This window comes from Streptomyces sp. NPDC058308 (genome assembly GCF_042880275.1).
Lineage (GTDB): Bacteria > Actinomycetota > Actinomycetes > Streptomycetales > Streptomycetaceae > Streptomyces.
The window spans coordinates 158,845-176,829 of sequence record NZ_JBHVZA010000010.1 but is presented as its reverse complement, the minus strand read 5'-3'; the positions used below and the strand labels follow the sequence as shown (position 1 = coordinate 176,829).

The 17,985-nt window shown below is 69.1% G+C and carries 13 protein-coding genes and 1 tRNA gene; 3 read left to right on the top strand and 11 right to left on the bottom strand.

Annotation, left to right across the window (positions count from 1 at the left end; genetic code table 11):
- The first annotated feature begins 92 nt into the window (after window positions 1-92).
- Window positions 93-641 (top strand): helix-turn-helix domain-containing protein, encoded by a 549-nt coding sequence (locus ACFVYL_RS16385; protein WP_389716220.1) that lies wholly within the window; start codon window positions 93-95, stop codon window positions 639-641.
- 112 nt (window positions 642-753) lie between these two features.
- Window positions 754-2,232, top strand: coding sequence for a serine/threonine-protein kinase (locus ACFVYL_RS16380; RefSeq protein ID WP_389716217.1), 1,479 nt, complete (start codon window positions 754-756; stop codon window positions 2,230-2,232).
- A gap of 58 nt (window positions 2,233-2,290) precedes the next feature.
- Here ACFVYL_RS16380 and ACFVYL_RS16375 read toward each other — a convergent pair whose 3' ends face one another.
- Window positions 2,291-3,736, bottom strand: coding sequence for a hypothetical protein (locus tag ACFVYL_RS16375; RefSeq protein ID WP_389716214.1), 1,446 nt, complete (start codon window positions 3,734-3,736; stop codon window positions 2,291-2,293).
- 387 nt (window positions 3,737-4,123) lie between these two features.
- The gene (locus ACFVYL_RS16370; protein WP_003999697.1) at window positions 4,124-4,252 is read right to left on the bottom strand and encodes a DLW-39 family protein; all 129 of its coding nucleotides are present in this window, start codon (window positions 4,250-4,252) and stop codon (window positions 4,124-4,126) included.
- Between the two features lie 314 nt (window positions 4,253-4,566).
- Here ACFVYL_RS16370 and ACFVYL_RS16365 point away from each other — a divergent pair, with 314 nt between their 5' ends.
- Window positions 4,567-4,899 carry a DUF6344 domain-containing protein gene (locus ACFVYL_RS16365; protein ID WP_389716212.1) on the top strand — a complete coding sequence of 111 codons (333 nt, stop codon included), beginning with the start codon at window positions 4,567-4,569 and terminating at the stop codon, window positions 4,897-4,899.
- A 329-nt stretch (window positions 4,900-5,228) separates the two neighbouring features.
- Here ACFVYL_RS16365 and ACFVYL_RS16360 read toward each other — a convergent pair.
- The 9 genes from ACFVYL_RS16360 to dnaA form a co-directional block, all read right to left on the bottom strand.
- Window positions 5,229-5,302: transfer RNA gene (locus ACFVYL_RS16360), tRNA-Ile, on the bottom strand.
- A gap of 95 nt (window positions 5,303-5,397) precedes the next feature.
- A complete protein-coding gene (locus ACFVYL_RS16355) occupies window positions 5,398-6,072 on the bottom strand; it encodes a DUF3566 domain-containing protein (protein WP_389716209.1) in 675 nt (224 codons plus the stop codon).
- A gap of 18 nt (window positions 6,073-6,090) precedes the next feature.
- The gene (gyrA, locus tag ACFVYL_RS16350; RefSeq protein WP_389716206.1) at window positions 6,091-8,694 is read right to left on the bottom strand and encodes a DNA gyrase subunit A; all 2,604 of its coding nucleotides are present in this window, start codon (window positions 8,692-8,694) and stop codon (window positions 6,091-6,093) included.
- A gap of 43 nt (window positions 8,695-8,737) precedes the next feature.
- Window positions 8,738-10,807, bottom strand: coding sequence for a DNA topoisomerase (ATP-hydrolyzing) subunit B (gene gyrB, locus ACFVYL_RS16345; RefSeq protein ID WP_389716204.1), 2,070 nt, complete (start codon window positions 10,805-10,807; stop codon window positions 8,738-8,740).
- 275 nt (window positions 10,808-11,082) lie between these two features.
- A complete protein-coding gene (locus ACFVYL_RS16340; protein ID WP_389716202.1) occupies window positions 11,083-11,646 on the bottom strand; it encodes a DUF721 domain-containing protein in 564 nt (187 codons plus the stop codon).
- The gene (gene recF, locus ACFVYL_RS16335; protein ID WP_389716199.1) at window positions 11,643-12,764 is read right to left on the bottom strand and encodes a DNA replication/repair protein RecF; all 1,122 of its coding nucleotides are present in this window, start codon (window positions 12,762-12,764) and stop codon (window positions 11,643-11,645) included. Before recF ends, ACFVYL_RS16340 begins: the two co-directional genes overlap by 4 nt.
- Before the next feature lie 81 nt (window positions 12,765-12,845).
- Window positions 12,846-13,730: a phosphogluconate dehydrogenase (NAD(+)-dependent, decarboxylating) gene (gene gnd, locus ACFVYL_RS16330; RefSeq protein ID WP_389716197.1), complete on the bottom strand. Its 885-nt coding sequence runs from the start codon at window positions 13,728-13,730 to the stop codon at window positions 12,846-12,848.
- Window positions 13,731-13,818: 88 nt separating this feature from the next.
- Entirely contained in the window at window positions 13,819-14,949 is a 1,131-nt protein-coding gene (dnaN, locus tag ACFVYL_RS16325) for a DNA polymerase III subunit beta (RefSeq protein WP_389716195.1), read from the bottom strand.
- Between the two features lie 943 nt (window positions 14,950-15,892).
- Window positions 15,893-17,767: a chromosomal replication initiator protein DnaA gene (gene dnaA / locus ACFVYL_RS16320; protein ID WP_389716193.1), complete on the bottom strand. Its 1,875-nt coding sequence runs from the start codon at window positions 17,765-17,767 to the stop codon at window positions 15,893-15,895.
- Between the last annotated feature and the right edge of the window lie 218 nt (window positions 17,768-17,985).

The following is a 17,985-nucleotide window of genomic DNA, read 5'->3' as shown; positions in this document are numbered from 1 at the left end:
GGGGCTCCCGGTCGACGACCACGCTCCGTAAGATGCACGACGTGGTTCGCGGCAGCGAACCGCGGTCTTAGGGGAAGCGATGGGGAGACGCAATGGACGCCGCACAACAAGACACCACCGCGAGAGCACGGGAGCTCCAGCGGAACTGGTACGGGGAGCCGCTGGGGGCGCTCTTCCGTCGCCTCATCGATGACCTCGGCCTGAACCAGGCACGCCTCGCGGGCGTCCTCGGCCTCTCCGCGCCCATGTTGTCCCAGCTCATGAGCGGCCAGCGCGCCAAGATCGGCAACCCTGCCGTGGTCCAGCGCGTCCAGCTCCTGCAGGAACTGTCGGGCCAGGTCGCGGACGGCAGCGTCAGCGCCGCCGAGGCCACCGACCGCATGGACGAGATCAAGAAGTCCCAGGGCGGCTCCGTCCTCACCAACACCGCGCAGACGGCGACCAGTTCGGGCGCGCCCACGGTCAAGCGCGTGGTGCGCGAGATCCAGTCACTGCTGCGCTCCGTCGCGGCGGCCGGTGACATCATCGATGCCGCCGACTCCCTCGCCCCGACCCACCCGGAACTGGCAGAGTTCCTCCGGGTGTACGGCGCCGGGCGCACCGCGGACGCGGTCGCCCACTACGAGGCGCACCAGAACTGAGCCGCCGACCGGGTCGCCGCGCGGCCCGGAAGCGGAGCGGAAGGGCCCGTAGGGGGAGCGGCACAGCCCGTAGGGGGAGCGGCACGGCCCGGAGGGGAAGCGGAGCGCGACCATGGGTGAGGTCTTCGCCGGCCGGTACGAACTGGTCGACCCGGTCGGACATGGGGGAGTCGGAGCGGTCTGGCGCGCCTGGGACCACCGGCGACACCGGTACGTGGCCGCCAAGGTGCTGCAACAGAGCGACGCGCACTCCCTGTTGAGGTTCGTACGGGAACAGGCCCTGCGCATCGACCACCCCCATGTGCTCGCGCCCGCCAGCTGGGCCGCCGACGACGACAAGGTCCTCTTCACCATGGACCTGGTCGGCGGCGGCTCGCTGGCGCATGTGATCGGGGACTACGGACCGCTGCCGCCCCGCTTCGTCTGCACCCTCCTCGACCAGCTCCTCTCGGGACTCGCGGCGGTCCACGCCGAAGGCGTCGTACACCGGGACATCAAGCCGGCCAACATCCTGCTGGACGCCACCGGCGCCGGCCGCCCGCATCTGCGGCTGTCCGACTTCGGCATCTCGATGCGCAAGGGCGAGCCCCGGCTGACCGAGACCGACTACGTGGTGGGGACGCCCGGCTATTTCGCCCCCGAGCAACTCCTCGGCAGCGAGCCCGACTTCACGGCCGATCTCTTCGCCGTCGGTCTGGTCACCCTGTATCTCCTGGAGGGCGCCAGGCCGGACAGCAAGGCTCTGGTCGAGTACTTCGCCGAGCACGGCACGCCGCGGGCGCCGCAGGGCGTGCCCGAGCCCCTCTGGCAGGTCATCGCCACCCTTCTCCAGCCGGATCCCCAGACGCGCTTCCGTACCGCCACGGGGGCGCGCAAAGCACTGGCCCCGGCCGTGGAGATGCTGCCCGAGCCGGGCCCCGACGACGAGCTCATCGAGATCTTCGACCAGCTCCCTCCCCTGCCCACCGGGTTCGGCCCCGACGGCCCCCTCACGCCCACGCCGCGTACGGGCTCCCGGGCCCGTCACGCGCGCCCCACACCCGGGTCCGAGACACGCACCCCACCACCGCCCCCGTTCCCGGCCCCGATACCGACACCCGCACCGGTTCCGGGGGCGTCTGCCACGCCCGCTCCCGGGTCAGCGCCCGCACCCCCGCCCGCCCCCGCCGCAGGGCCGATGCCCGATCGGCCGCCGTGCACCACCTCGGACACGGGCGGCTTCCCCCTGCCTCCGCCCCTGCAGCCGCCTCAGCCGCCCACTCCCCCCACTCCCGTCCCCCTGCGGCCACCCGCACCCGCGCCCGAGCCCACACATGTGCCGTCCCCTCACCAGCCCGCACCCGCACCCACGCCCCAAGGCCCCGCACAAGCCGTGACCTCCGCGGCCCACCGCGCTCCGGCTTCTACTGATCGATACCCCGCTCAAGCCGCCCAGGTTCCACCTCTGAACCGACCAAATCCCAAACCCCTCGCCGCAGCCTCTCCCGCCCCGCCGAGGCACCCCGGCCCGCCCGCGAAGGTTGCCGCCCCGATGCTGCTCCTCGCCCTGGTCTGCTTCGCAGTGGGCTTCTGGGCGCTCACACAGCTCTGACCGGTCGGCGGGGGAGACCAGGGGAAGCCCAGGGGGAGCCCCTAGGAGCCGACCGCCCTCACCAGCCCCGCGGAGGCCCGAACCGCGCCGGCGCGGAAGCACTCGCGGGCCCCACCCCACTCGCAGCCGCCGCAGCCGCTGCCTCAGCGGCCGCCGCCGCGACCGCCGCCGCCTGCCTGCGTCGCGCGATCAGCGTCCACGCGCCGAGAATCCCCAGCAGCACCGCCCCGGCCCCGATCCCTCCGGCGGCGACCACCACCATCAGCCCGTTGTCCTCCGCGGCGCCGCCGCTCCCGGCCGCCGTCTCCCCGCGCTTCGCCGCCTCCGTGTCCCGCTGCGTGACGCCGAAGTCCTCGGCGGGCACGGGCGACCCGGCGTACGAGGGCCCCGGCCCTGGCGAACCGGCGACGTCCACCCGCAGTGTCAGCTCCAGCGGGGCATCGCCGAACTTCTCCGCGACCTCGGGGCTGAGGTGGACCGACAGGTAATACCAGCCGGCGAACCTCATCGCGGACATCTCGTCGGTGAGGGCGAACCGGTTCTCGTACGCGACCGGCGGCAAGGGTTTCAGCGCAGCCGACTTCTGCCTTCCGTCGTACGCCGTGTCGGCGTCGTCGACCTCGGCGCGCACCGGGTTGGCCAGGGTCATGACCAAGGCGGACGAGACGTACCCGGCGCCCCGCCCTGGTCCCCGCCCCGCACTGCCGGTTGCGCTCCCCGTACCGCTCGTACTGCCGAGCTCGGCCGCGACCGAGACCTGCTGCCCCCAGTCGAGCGGCACGCGGTAGAAGAGGGTCTGGCCGGGCTCGATACCGGACCCCCAGACGCCCTTGTCCAGCCCTCGCGCCGTGCTGAAGCTCGTGCCGCCCTCGCGCGCCCTGCGCTCGCCCGACGGCGGCACGGGAGCCGCCGAGTTCCACGTCTGCGGCGGCGATGTCGCACCGTCCGCCCGCAGCACGGGTTCTGACGCGACGTGAATTTCCAGGTCCCAGTCGTCCTGAGCGAGACGCTGGGCAAGGCGCTGCGCCGTCCTCGAAGCCCTGGTCCGCTCGACGAGCACGTAGTAGGTACCGGCCCGCGCGCAGCTCTTCTCGCCGGGGCCTGCCCTGCGCACCGCCGTGGCGGTGATCGGACGCGGGCTCTCCGAAGAGCCGAACCGCGCCTCTTCCGCCTCCATCGGGCTGCAGTTGTTGCCTTCGGCGTCCTGTACGGACACCTCGACACCGTCGGCGTAAGAGACTTTGGTGCCGGGGTCCGGGACGGCCGTGACGGAGACATACGCGTTTTCATCCGCCGTGAGCTCCAGGCGGTAAAAGCGCTGTCCCACGCGCGGGAGAGAGCTTTTGTACGTCTTCCCGGGGCTGAGCCGGTGCCCCTCCACGTTGCTCGCCGCGCCTACGACCGTCTCGGCGCCCTCAGCGAAGGCGTAGGGGCTGGGCGTTCCCGTGGCCTGGGCCGGGCCCACCGCGCACAGCCCGGCGACGACCGCGGCCACGGCCGTCACGGCTCGACGACGGCCCGCTCCCGGCTCGCCCCGGCACCCACTCAGCCGCCGCCCCATCACGCGCCACCCCATCACGCGCACCCCTTGTCGCGAACCCAGCCGTCCCGCCCGTCCCGACCGTCCTGCCCACCCGACGCCGCACGGACACCACCGCGAACCCGCCACCGGCGCAACCGCGCCACCCTCGCATTCGCTTATGCAAGGAATTCATTTACGAATGCGAATACGGGTGAATCTGCCATCCGGGTCCACCACACCGAAGCCATGCTCACGGCCGCCGCCACCCCACTGCGCACTACCGCCACTCCAGTCCCGCCCGGCCCCCGAGCACCACAAAGCCCCGGCCGCAACTGCGACCGGGGCTTGTGAAGTGACTGTCGTCGATACTCACGAACCCGTGGGCACGGAGTCAGTCGCCTCCGTCCACAGATCCTGCTCGGCGCGATCCGCCTGGATCTGGCGGTACACGAGGAGCCCGCCGATGGCGGCCAGTGCGACCAGGAGAAGCTTCTTCACCGCGCGACCTCGTCTTTCCTTGACGTAGGGGACTTCTGGCGCCCGACTATACACACCGAGCGATATCGATCGGTGACCTGGATCCGCCTCAACTCCCGCACTCCGCCCAGCAGTCGAAACGGACCCAGGAACTCCACACCGATCCCGTCTCCACTGTGACTTTCGCCGCTTTGCCCCCTTCTCTGGCCTCTTGGGGCCATCCGGGTGGTGTTCATCTGAACATCGACGCCACGCGAGCGTCGGTCCACCACTCCGGGCCTCGCATACACATCATGAGGAAAGTACGCAAATCGCCCAACCCGAATTGAGGGGCCATGACCGGCAACAAGGCCATGAAGCTGTGGACCACGATCGTCACCGCATTCCTCGCGCTCTGCGCCGCGCTGGGATTCACCACGACGGCCACCGCGGCCACGACGGCGCAGGAGACCACGAACGCACGCAGCGCCACGGTGTGCGCGCCTACGCCGATGATGGCGGCCCTCTGGTCGGCAGCGTACGAACGGTCCTTGCCGCCCACGATGAAGCAGCGCATCCGCGCCGAGGCCCATGGATCATCCCCCAGCTGCCGGCACCTGCCCCCGTCGGACACGGAAGCCGAGGCTGAGACCACCGCGCAGGAACCAGGGCTCGCCGCGGAGCCGTAACCCCGGCCCCGCGCCCGGGGCACCCGCCCTCCCGAACCTCAGAAGACCCCCGGCCACAGGCCGGGGGTCTTCTTCGTGCGACCGACTCTCGCAGGCGCATACGGGACAGCCATCCCCGGGACAGCCGCCCCTGCGGGACAGCCACCCCTGCGGGGCACAGGCCACAGAGCGACGGCACTGAGCGCGGTACGGGGAAACGGGGCCGACTGGACGACTGCGCCTGGACGACGAAGGCCGGCACATGCAGAAGGCCAGCACAAGGCCAGCACATGCAGAAGGCCGGTAGATCTTGGAGATCTACCGGCCTTCTGGCTGGCTCCGGGCCACTGTGGGGCTAACAGGATTTGAACCTGTGGCCTCATCCTTATCAGGGATGCGCTCTAACCAACTGAGCTATAGCCCCGCCGCGCTGCGGTATGTCCCGCGCGCTGACCTCTGAAGATTAGCGCACCCGGGGGCCAGTCCCAAAATCGATACCCGCGCGCGGGGGAGCAGGCGCTACTCGTCCTCGGCGAGGGTCAGCTCGACGCCGCCCACGAAGCCCGCGGAGAGGTTGTAGATGAAGGCGCCCAGCGTCGCCAGCGCGGTCGCAAGGACGACGTCGATGACCGCGATGATCGAGGTGAACAGCAGGACGCGCGGCAGCGACAGGAAGGACTGCAGGTCGAAGCCGTTGGACTCGTTCGAGCCCGTCGCCTCGGAGATCGTGCCGCCGACCGTGGAGAAGACGCCCATCGCGTCCATGACCATCCACAGGACGGCCGCCGCGACGATCGTGCAGATGCCGAGGGCGATGGAGAGCAGGAAGCTGACCTTCATCACCGACCACGGGTCGGCCTTGGCCACCCGAAGCCGCGCCTTGCGCGTGCGCGGAATCGTGCGCGCCCCGGTCCGCGGCCGTCGCACGGCGCCCGCCTGCGCGCCCTGCTGATACGCCTGCGGCGGGTGGTAGGGCTGGGACGACTGCTGCTGGGGCTGGCGCTCCCCGGGCAGCGCCCCACCAGTCTGGCCGGCGGTCTGACCAGAAGTCCCCGGCCCTCGGGTGTCCGTCACAGTCCCCCCCTGGGATCCATGAGACTCGTGAGAGTCGTGTGCATCAGTGGCGGAGCCACGGGCACCGTCCGTACCGGTAGTGCCGGTCCGCTTTGCCTCGGCGCCCGTGGCTCCGCTCACGATGGTTCACTCCTCGCGCTACTCGGCCGAGGAATCCGTGCCCTCGTCCGTTCCGGTGGCCGGCTCGGCACCATCCGATTCGTCGACGACGATGTCTCCGTCGACTTCCTCGGCCTCGCGCCCGGCCTCGGCGTTACGAGCGATACCGACCACGGCATCGCGCTTGCCCAGGTTGATCAGTTGGACGCCCATGGTGTCACGGCCCGTCTCCCTGACCTCGTTGACTCGCGTACGAATCACACCGCCGGACAGCGTGATGGCGAGGATCTCGTCGGTCTCCTCGACCACCAGGGCGCCGACGAGCTCGCCGCGGTCCTCCACGATCTTGGCGGCCTTGATGCCGAGGCCACCGCGACCCTGGACGCGGTACTCGTCGACGTTGGTCCGCTTCGCGTACCCACCGTCGGTGGCGGTGAAGACGAACGTACCCGGACGAACCACATTCATCGAGAGAAGCTCGTCGCCGCCGCGGAAACTCATTCCCTTGACGCCCGAAGTGGCGCGGCCCATCGGGCGCAGCGCGTCGTCCGTTGCGGTGAACCTGATCGACTGGGCCTTCTTGCTGATGAGGAGCAGGTCGTCCTCGGCCGAGACGAGCTCGGCACCGATCAGCTCGTCGTCCGAACCGTCGTCCGTCTCGCGGAGGTTGATGGCGATGACGCCGCCGGAGCGGGGCGAGTCGTAATCCTTGAGCGGTGTCTTCTTTACGAGGCCGCCCTTGGTGGCGAGCACCAGGTAGGGCACCGCTTCGTAGTCACGGATCGCGAGGATCTCGGCGATCTGCTCGTCCGGCTGGAAGGCGAGGAGGTTCGCCACGTGCTGGCCGCGGGCGTCGCGTCCGGCGTCGGGGAGCTCGTACGCCTTGGCGCGGTAGACACGGCCCTTGTTGGTGAAGAACAGCAGCCAGTGGTGCGTCGTCGACACGAAGAAGTGGTCGACGATGTCGTCCTGCTTCAGCTTCGTGCCGCGCACGCCCTTGCCGCCGCGCTTCTGCGAGCGGTAGTCCTCCGTCTTGGTGCGCTTGATGTAACCGCCGCGCGTGATGGTGACGACGATGTCCTCTTCGGCGATCAGGTCCTCCATGGACATGTCGCCGTCGAAGGGCACGAGCGCGGAGCGCCGGTCCTCGCCGAACTTGTCGACGATCGCCGCGAGCTCCTGGCTGATGATCTGGCGCTGCTTCTCGGGCGAGGCCAGGATCGTGTTGTACTCGTTGATCTTCGCCTGGAGCTCGTCGTGCTCGGCGACGATCTTCTGGCGCTCCAGGGCGGCGAGGCGGCGCAGCTGCATCTCGAGGATGGCGTTGGCCTGGATCTCGTCGATCGAGAGCAGGCCCATCAGGCCCTCGCGCGCGATGTCGACGGTCTGGCTGCCGCGGATGAGCGCGATGACCTCGTCGATGGCGTCCAGGGCCTTGAGGAGGCCACGCAGGATGTGCGCCCGCTCCTCGGCCTTGCGCAGCCGGTACTTCGTGCGCCGGACGATGACCTCGACCTGGTGCGTGACCCAGTGCCGGATGAAGGCGTCCAGCGAGAGGGTGCGCGGCACGCCGTCGACCAGGGCCAGCATGTTGGCGCTGAAGTTCGACTGGAGGTCGGTGTGCTTGTAGAGGTTGTTCAGAACGACCTTGGCGACCGCGTCACGCTTCAGGACGATGACGAGGCGCTGGCCGGTGCGCGAGGACGACTCGTCGCGGACGTCGGCGATGCCGCCGACCTTGCCGTCCTTGACCAGGTCGGCGATCTTCTGCGCGAGGTTGTCCGGGTTGGTCTGGTACGGCAGCTCGGTGACGACCAGGCACTGGCGGTTCTGGATCTCCTCGACCGCGACGACCGCGCGCATCGTGATGGAGCCACGGCCCGTGCGGTACGCCTCCTCGATGCCCTTGCGGCCCACTACCAGGGCACCGGTCGGGAAATCGGGACCCTTGATGCGCTCGATGAGGGCGTCGAGCAGCTCCTCGTGGGAGGCGTCGGGGTGTTCCAGGGCCCACTGCGCGCCCGCCGCGACCTCGCGGAGGTTGTGCGGCGGGATGTTGGTGGCCATGCCGACCGCGATGCCCGCCGAGCCGTTGATCAGCAGGTTCGGGAAGCGCGCCGGCAGGACCGTCGGCTCCTGGTTGCGGCCGTCGTAGTTGTCCGTGAAGTCGACGGTCTCCTCGTCGATGTCACGGACCATCTCCATGGCCAGCGGCGCCATCTTGCACTCGGTGTACCGCATGGCGGCCGCCGGGTCGTTGCCCGGGGAGCCGAAGTTGCCGTTGGAGTCCACCAGCGGCATGCGCATCGACCACGGCTGGGCGAGGCGCACCAGGGCGTCGTAGATGGAGGAGTCACCGTGCGGGTGATAGGTGCCCATGACGTCGCCGACGACGCGGGCGCACTTGTAGAAGCCCTTCTCGGGACGGTAGCCGCCGTCGTACATCGCGTACAGGACGCGGCGGTGGACGGGCTTCAGACCGTCCCGTACGTCGGGCAGCGCGCGGGACACGATGACGGACATCGCGTAGTCGAGGTAGGAGCGCTGCATCTCCGTCTCGAGCCCGACGGGCTCGACACGCATGCCCACGCCGGGAACGGCGGGTTCCTCTTCGGGCGTCACAGGGGTGTTCTCGTCGGCCATTGCTGGTCAAAGTCCTTTCGAGGTGCGGCTTGTACGGGCCGACTCAGATGTCGAGGAAACGGACGTCCTTGGCATTGCGCTGAATGAACGAGCGCCGTGCCTCGACGTCCTCTCCCATCAGCACCGAGAAGAGGTCGTCGGCCTGTGCCGCGTCGTCCAGGGTCACCTGGCCGAGCACGCGGTGCTCCTGGTCCATCGTCGTGATGCGCAGCTCCTCGGCGTTCATCTCGCCGAGACCCTTGAAGCGCTGGACCGAGTCGTCCCTGATGCGCTTGCCGGCCTGGCGGCCGAGCTCGATCAGGGCGTCGCGCTCACGGTCGGAGTACGCGTACTGGAAGTCGTCCCGCGACCACTTGATCTTGTAGAGCGGCGGGCGCGACAGGTAGATGTGCCCCTGCTCGACCAGCGGCCGCATGAAGCGGAAGAGGAACGTAAGGAGCAGCGTGTTGATGTGCTGACCGTCGACGTCGGCGTCCGCCATCAGGATGATCTTGTGATAGCGGAGCTTCTCGATGTCGAAGTCCTCGTGCACACCGGTGCCGAAGGCCGAGATCAGGGCCTGGACTTCCTGGTTGTGCAGGATCTTGTCGACGCGCGCCTTCTCGACGTTCAGGATCTTGCCTCGGATGGGCAGGATCGCCTGGTACATCGGGTCGCGGCCGGACTTCGCCGAACCACCGGCGGAGTCACCCTCGACGATGAAGATCTCGCACTTCGTGGGGTCGTTCGACTGGCAGTCGCTCAGCTTGCCCGGGAGCGACGCCGTCTCCAGGAGGCCCTTGCGGCGCGTCAGGTCGCGGGCCTTGCGGGCTGCGACGCGGGCCGTGGCGGCCTGGATGCCCTTGCGGATGATGTCCGCGGCCTCGTTGGGGTTCCGGTCGAACCAGTCCGTGAGGTGCTCGTGGACGACCTTCTGGACGAAGGTCTTCGCCTCCGTGTTGCCCAGCTTGGTCTTCGTCTGGCCCTCGAACTGGGGCTCGCCGAGCTTGACCGAGATGATCGCGGTCAGACCCTCGCGGACGTCCTCACCCGTGAGGTTGTCGTCCTTCTCGCGGAGCAGCTTCTTCTCGCGCGCGTAGCGGTTCACCAGGCCCGTCAGGGCGGCCCTGAAGCCCTCTTCGTGCGTACCGCCCTCGTGCGTGTGGATCGTGTTCGCGAAGGAGTACACGCCCTCGGTGTACTGCGAGTTCCACTGCATCGCGATCTCGGCCGAGAGCATGCGCTCCTTGTCCTCGGCCTCGACGTCGATGACGGTCGGGTGAATGACCTCACCCTTGCGGGAGTTGAGGTACTTCACGAAGTCGACGATGCCGCCTTCGTAGTGGTACGTGACCGTGCGGGCCTCGGCGGCCTCGTCGTCGGTCGCCTCGGCCGAGTCCGCACCCGCCGTGGCCTTCGCCGACTCGCGCTCATCAGTGAGTTTGATCGTCAAACCCTTGTTGAGGAACGCCATCTCCTGGAAACGCCGTGCCAGCGTCTCGAAGGAGTACTCGGTCGTCTCGAAGACGTCCGGGTCGGCCCAGAAGGTGACCGTCGTGCCCGTGTCCTCGACCCGCTCGTGCTTGGCGAGCGGAGCCGTGGGGACGCCCAGCTTGTAGTCCTGGGTCCAGCGGTAACCATCGGTCCTGACATCGACGGCGAGCTTGGTCGACAGCGCGTTGACGACCGAGACGCCGACGCCGTGCAGACCACCGGAGACGGCGTAGCCGCCGCCGCCGAACTTGCCGCCCGCGTGCAGCACGGTCAGCACGACCTCGACGGCCGGCTTCTTCTCGACGGGGTGGATGCCCACCGGGATGCCTCGGCCATTGTCGATGACACGCACGCCGCCGTCGGCGAGGATCGTGACGTCGATGGTGTCCGCGTGCCCGGCGAGGGCCTCGTCGACGGAGTTGTCGACGACTTCCTGGACCAAGTGGTGCAGGCCACGCTCACCGGTCGAGCCGATGTACATGCCGGGTCGCTTGCGGACCGCGTCCAAACCCTCGAGGACGGTGATCGCGCTGGCGTCGTACGACGGTGTGACCTCGCCGTTCGCGCCGGCGGCGGTGGACGGGATGTTCTCGTTGGGGTTGCCGGAATCGGCCACGAAGCGCCCTTTCTGGCACAGCACAACCCAAGCTCCCGGCGGTGGCCGGAGCGGCTGCGGCGTGTTTGTTCGGTAAGCCCTAGTCAGCGTTGCTCGGTGCGTCCCACAAGTGGGGCGGGATTAGCTTCCAGTCTACCGGTAGCGCTGACAGTGATGGGGGTTTGCCGGTACCTGAGTCCTCATGTGCCGCCCTGAACCGGCCTCGGCCGACTCCCCATATGCGGCCCAGGGCTCCAGAACGCTCACAGCGGCACTCAGCGCTTCGGGACGTCAACCCCCAGCTACGGTCGCAGGACGCCTCAGCCGTAGGTGTCGCCTGGGCCCGTGCTGCCGGGCGCGCGCAGGGGTCCGAAGCGGCGCGCGGGGCCACCGGGACCGAGCACCTTGATGAGGCGCACGGTGCCGTGTCCCAGGTCCTCGTTGAGGCGTGCCACCAGCTGGGGGGCCATGAGCCGCAGCTGAGTGGCCCACGCCGTCGAGTCGCACTGCACGGTCAGGACGCGCTCGTCCTCGTCGTACCGCTGCGGGACGCAGTGATTGGCCAGGTCGTCGCCGACGATCTGCGGCCAGCGCCCCATCACACCGCCCACCGCGGCCGGCGTCTCCCAGCCGCGCTCGGTGATCAGCCGGTTGATCGCGGATCCGAGCGGCAGCGGGTCGCGCCCGTCGGCGCGCGCGCCGGACCGCAGTCCGCCGCGGCGGGCCTGCTTCTTCTGCTGCGCGGCGTCGCCACGCGCGCGTGCCTGTTCCTTCGCGGCACGCAGGGCGACCCTGGCCAGGTCGACGCCGGAGGGCTCAGGCGGCTTCGGCGCTCCCCCGGACGCGTCCTTGGGGGCGCCCTCCGCGGCCTCTTCGGAGCTCATACGCGGTCCACCGCGCCGTCCGACACCGAGTACCGCGTACCGCTCAGGACGGCCGGGACGTCGTCGTCCACGGCGGCGGTGACAAGGACCTGCTCGCCCGGGGCCACCAGCTCCGCCAGGCGCTCCCTGCGGCGCACGTCGAGCTCCGCGAAGACGTCGTCGAGGACGAGCACCGGCTCGTTGCCCTCGGCCCTCAGCAGGTCGTACGAGGCCAGGCGCAGCGCCAGGGCGTACGACCAGGACTCGCCATGGCTCGCGTACCCCTTCGCGGGGAGCCGGCCCAGCTTGAGCACGAGATCGTCGCGGTGCGGGCCGACCAGGGTCACGCCCCGCTCGATCTCCTGCTTGCGGGCCTCCTCCAGGGCAGCGGTCAGCTGCTCGTAGAGCGCCTCGCGGGTGTGTCCGTCACCGGGCGCCGAGGACTTGTACTCCAGGGAGAGCGGGCCGCCGCCGGGCGCCAGCTGCTCGTACGCCTTGTCGGCCAGCGGCTGCAGCGCCGAGATCAGGTCGAGCCGCTGGACGAGCAGCTCGGCGCCCGCGCGCGCGAGGTGCTGGTCCCATACGTCGAGGGTGGAGAGGTCCATGGAGCGCCCGCCGTGCCGACGGGCGAGAGCGGCCGACTTCAGAAGGGTGTTGCGCTGCTTCAGGACCCGGTCGTAGTCGGACCGGACGCCGGCCATGCGCGGGGAGCGCGCGGTGATCAGCTCGTCGAGAAAGCGCCGCCGCTCACCGGGGTCGCCCTTGATCAGCGCGAGGTCCTCGGGCGCGAACAGCACCGTACGGACGATCCCCAGGACGTCACGCGGTCTGACCTGCGAGGACCTGTTGATACGGGCGCGGTTGGCCTTGCCGGGATTGAGCTCGAGCTCGATCAGTTGCTGGCGCTCGTCCTGGCGGACCGCGGCCCTGATGACGGCGCGCTCGGCGCCCATGCGCACCAGCGGTGCGTCCGAGGAGACCCGGTGGCTGCCGAGCGTGGCGAGATAGCCGACGGCCTCGACGAGGTTGGTCTTGCCCTGGCCGTTGGGCCCCACGAACGCGGTGACGCCCGGATCGAGAGGGACCTCGACCCGGGCGTACGAACGGAAGTCGGCCAGCGAGAGATGCGTGACGTGCATGGTGTGCGCCGACCTCCCCCGGCTTCCTTCACTTGCTGAGAGGCCTGTGTGAAACCGCCCCGGTTACGCACAGGCTGTGGATCAGTTCTCGCTCTTGGACTCGACCGCGTGGCCGCCGAACTGGTTGCGCAGCGCGGCGATCATCTTCATCTGCGGGGAGTCGTCCTGGCGCGAGGCGAACCGGGCGAAGAGCGAGGCCGTGATCGCGGGCAGCGGCACGGCGTTGTCGATGGCGGCCTCCACCGTCCAGCGGCCCTCTCCGGAGTCCTGCGCGAAGCCGCGCAGCTTCTCCAGGTGCTCGTCGTCGTCCAGGGCGTTGACCGCGAGGTCGAGCAGCCAGGAACGGATGACCGTGCCCTCCTGCCAGGAGCGGAAGACCTCACGGACGTCCGTGACCGAGTCGACCTTCTCCAGGAGCTCCCAGCCCTCGGCGTAGGCCTGCATCATCGCGTACTCGATGCCGTTGTGGACCATCTTCGAGAAGTGGCCCGCGCCGACCTTGCCCGCGTGGACCGAACCGAAGTCGCCCTCGGGCTTGAGCGCGTCGAAGACCGGCTGGACCTTCGCGATGTCCTCGGCGTCGCCGCCGTACATCAGCGCGTAGCCGTTCTTGAGGCCCCAGACGCCGCCCGAGACGCCGCAGTCGACGAAGCCGATGCCCTTGGCCCTCAGCTCCTCGGCGTGCTTCTCGTCGTCCGTCCAGCGGGAGTTCCCGCCGTCGACGACGACGTCGCCGGGCTGCAGCAGCCCGGCGAGCTCGTCGACGGTGGACTGGGTCGCGGCACCGGCCGGAACCATCACCCACACCACTCGCGGGCCCTTGAGCTTGCCGACCAGCTCTTCGAGGCTGGCGACATCCGCGACGTCCGGATTGCGGTCGTATCCGATGACGGTGTGACCTGCGCGGCGGATGCGCTCGCGCATGTTGCCGCCCATCTTGCCGAGGCCGACGAGACCGAGCTCCATCAGAGTTCCTTCACTAGCGAGGTGGCGTTACGGCACTTTCGTACCTGCGCCCGAGCCTACGCCCGGACGCACGCTCACACCTGTGGGCTCAGCCGCTCAGACGTACGGGCATGATCAGGTACTTGTAGGCCTCGTCCGCCTCCGCGTCGACGGCCGGCCTGCCGCTCAGCAGCGCGGGCTTCGTCGACGTCGTGAACGACAGCTGGGCGACCGGCGAATCGATCGCGCTGAGGCCGTCGAGCAGGAACGTCGGGTTGAACGCGATCGAGATGTCGTCGCCGTCCAGCTGGGCGTCGACCCTTTCCACAGCCTGTGCGTCGTCGCTGGAGCCTGCCTCCAGGATCAGCACGCCCTGCTCGAAGCTGAGCCGCACCGGGGTGTTCCGCTCGGCGACCAGGGCGACACGCTTGACGGCCTCTACGAAGGGGGCGGTCTCGATCACGGCGACCGAGTTGAACTCGGTCGGGAACAGCGTGCGGTACTTCGGCAGGTCGCCCTCGAGGAGACGCGTGGTCGTACGCCGTCCGGCGCCCTCGAAACCGATCAGGCCCTCACCGGCACCCGAGCCGGACAGGGCCAGGGTGACCGTGTCGCCGCTCGTGAGCGCCTTGGCGGTGTCCAGGAGGGTCTTGGCGGGCACCAGGGCGACCGCGGACGCCTCGGGGTTCTCCGGCTTCCACAGGAACTCGCGGACCGCGAAGCGGTAGCGGTCGGTGGAGGCCAGGGTGACCGTGTCGCCCTCGATCTCGATGCGCACACCGGTGAGCACGGGCAGCGTGTCGTCGCGGCCCGCCGCGATGGCCACCTGCGAGGCGGCCGAGGCGAAGACCTCACCGGGGACGGTGCCCGTGGCGGTCGGCATCTGGGGCAGCGCGGGGTACTCCTCCACAGGAAGCGTGTGGAGTGTGAATCGCGAGGAGCCGCAGACCACCGTCGCCCGTACACCGTCTGTGGAGATCTCCACCGGGCGGTTGGGGAGCGCGCGGCAGATGTCCGCGAGCAGTCGGCCCGATACGAGGACCGTGCCCTCCTCGTCGATCTCGGCGTCCACCGAGACGCGTGCCGAGACCTCGTAGTCGAAGCTCGACAGGCTCAGTGCGCCTTCCTCGGCCTTCAGCAGCAGTCCTGCGAGGACGGGCGCTGGCGGCCGGGCCGGGAGGCTGCGCGCCGCCCAGGCCACCGCCTCCGCGAGTACGTCGCGTTCAACCCGGATCTTCACCGTAAGCCGCCCTCCTGCTGTTGCTGGCTGCTCTCGCCCGCTGGGCCTGTGGCCCTCGTCGTCTGACTCGGTGTCTCTCAGCCATGCCGTGGGAAGGACACCGGGGACCAGTCTGACGTACGGCGCTGACAGTCGTTGCCTGTCGGGGTCAAGTCGTGGCGAGCGGTGCCGGAGGTCCGGAGAGCGAGTTGTGCACAGGCCCTCCTTCGAAACCATTTCCCCGGTCTCTCTAGTTGGGAGTAGTAGTAGGGGCTGTGGAAACCGTGGATAACCCTGTTTGCGCAGGTCAGCACCGGTTTTTTATCCACCGAGCCTGTGGGCGGAGCCCGTGGACAACCGGGTGTTTCTGTGGACGGGCGAAAGTTCTGCACACCCGATGCACAGGAGGGGGCGACTTCTCCCCAGCGCTGTCCCCAGCTTTACCCAGCTTCCCCACAGGCCAACCGACCACCTTGGTGTGACGCCTTTCACTCGACCCGGTGAGAGGGCGCGTTGCGTTGCCGAACAGTGGACAGCCGTGTGGAGAAGCTGAGGAAAGCTGGGGACAACGGCTCCCACCCTGTGGGTTGCCGGTGGACAACTTCATGCACAGCCTGTGGACGAGATTTTCCTCCACAGCCTGTGGAGAGTCTTCGTCCACGAATCCACAGCCATGTGACCTGGCCTGATGATCTCTCAGCAGCGTCACCTGTGGACAGCGTCTGGACAACTTTCCAGTCCCCAGGGTGTGGAAGGAAGAAAGTACGCACATCTGTGGAGAACAGCCGTCTGAGCAGGGGAAATCGAACAGTGGACGGCGGCCGTACGACGTCTCCGTACGGTTCCGCGCACTCGGAGTGAGGCCCGATGGACCCCAAAACGGCCTCCACGCGTGCGTGAGCAACGAAAAAGGGCGCCCCAGGAGTTGCCCTGGAACGCCCTCAGCGACGCGTCGCGGCCTCTGTCAGCCGTTCTTGATGCGGTTGGTGAGCTCGGTGACCTGGTTGTAGATGGAGCGACGCTCCGCCATCAGCGCGCGGATCTTGCGGTCCGCGTGCATGACGGTCGTGTGGTCGCGACCGCCGAACTGCGCGCCGATCTTCGGCAAGGAGAGGTCGGTGAGCTCCCGGCAGAGATACATGGCGATCTGGCGTGCCGTCACCAGGACGCGGCTGCGCGAGGATCCGCACAGGTCGTCCACCGTCAGACCGAAGTAGTCGGCGGTCGCCGCCATGATGGCCGTCGCGGTGATCTCCGGAGCCGCGTCCTCGCCGCCCGGGATCAGGTCCTTGAGGACGATCTCGGTGAGCCCCAGGTCCACCGGCTGGCGGTTCAGCGACGCGAACGCGGTGACCCGGATCAGCGCGCCCTCCAGCTCACGGATGTTCCGCGAGATCCGCGACGCGATGAACTCGAGCACCTCGGGCGGGGCGTTGAGCTGCTCCTGCACCGCCTTCTTACGAAGGATCGCGATACGCGTCTCCAGCTCCGGCGGCTGGACGTCGGTGATCAGACCCCATTCGAAGCGGTTGCGCAGCCGGTCCTCCAGGGTGACCAGCTGCTTGGGCGGCCGGTCACTGGAGAGAACGATCTGCTTGTTCGCGTTGTGGAGCGTGTTGAACGTGTGGAAGAACTCCTCCTGCGTCGACTCCTTGTCCGCGAGGAACTGGATGTCGTCGACGAGCAGGATGTCCATCTCGCGGTAGCGCTTGCGAAAGCTGTCGCCCTTGCCGTCGCGGATGGAGTTGATGAACTCGTTGGTGAACTCCTCCGAGCTCACGTAGCGCACGCGCGTGCCGGGGTAGAGGCTGCGGGCGTAATGCCCGATGGCGTGCAGCAGGTGCGTCTTGCCGAGCCCCGACTCCCCGTAGATGAAGAGGGGGTTGTACGCCTTCGCGGGCGCCTCGGCGACGGCGACCGCGGCCGCGTGGGCGAAACGGTTCGACGCGCCGATGACGAAGGTGTCGAAGAGGTACTTCGGGTTGAGGCGCGCGGTGGGCTCGCCGGGCCCCGTCGCGGGCGCCGGCTGCGCGGCCAGCGGGCCGGGGGCGCCGCTGGACGAGGTGGGCCCCACAGGGCCGCCCCGGTGCACTCCGTGGCCCCCGTGACCCCCGCCGCGGTGTCCGCCGGGCGGCTCGGACATGTCGTGGCGCTCGCGCCGGTCCTGCGGATCGGAGCGCTGCTGCTCGTAGGGCGAACGCTCCTGCGGCGGCTGCGAGCGGTAGTCCCGCTGCGGCTGCTGCACCGGATTCGCGTACGGGTCCCGCTCGGGGAAGCCGAGCCGAGGCTGCTGCCAGCCGTAGTCGTCCTGCGGCTGCGGCCAGGCGCCGGGGGCCGGGCGCTGGTAATCCGGGTAGGCGGGGCGTGCGGTCGGCATCTGGTCGGACCGGGAGCCGCCCTGGTGCTCGTCCGAGGGGCGGCGGCCGTAACTCTCGTAGGAGTCGTGCCCCTGACCGGAGGCGGGTGGCAGCTCGGGTTCCTCGTAGCGCTGCTGGTGGGACTGCGGGTGCTGAGGAGCGGACTGGTGCTGGGTGGGCGGGGCCGGCGGGCCCATGGGTTCGCCGACGGAGTCGTCGACGGTGATCGCGATACGGATCGGGCGGCCGCACTCGCGGCTCAGGGTCTCGCTGACCACGGGGGCGAGACGGCCTTCCAGTACGCCCTTGGCGAATTCGTTCGGAACGGCCAGGAGTGCGGTGTCGGCGACGAGTGCCAGGGGCTGGCAGCTCCGGAGCCACCGCTCGTCCTTCGCCTCGACGCCCTGCCCGCGGCCCTCACCCAGCAGATGTTCCAGAACTCGTGGCCACACTGCGGCAAGATCGGCAGGTACGTCAGCCACAGGGCACGCTCTCTCACGGGGTCCCACGAACGTGTGGTTCTCGGGACGGAAATCGGTATGGGGAGAAGGAAGGGAACGAATCGGAGTTCCGTCACGGTAGTCAGGGCGACCGGTAGGGTTCAAGTTGTTGTCCACAGGCTGTGCACAGTGTCTCCCCCCGGCGGCCGGTTTGACCGGATGGCGTAGCCCCGCGTACCGTGACCAGGTCGAGTTGTCGA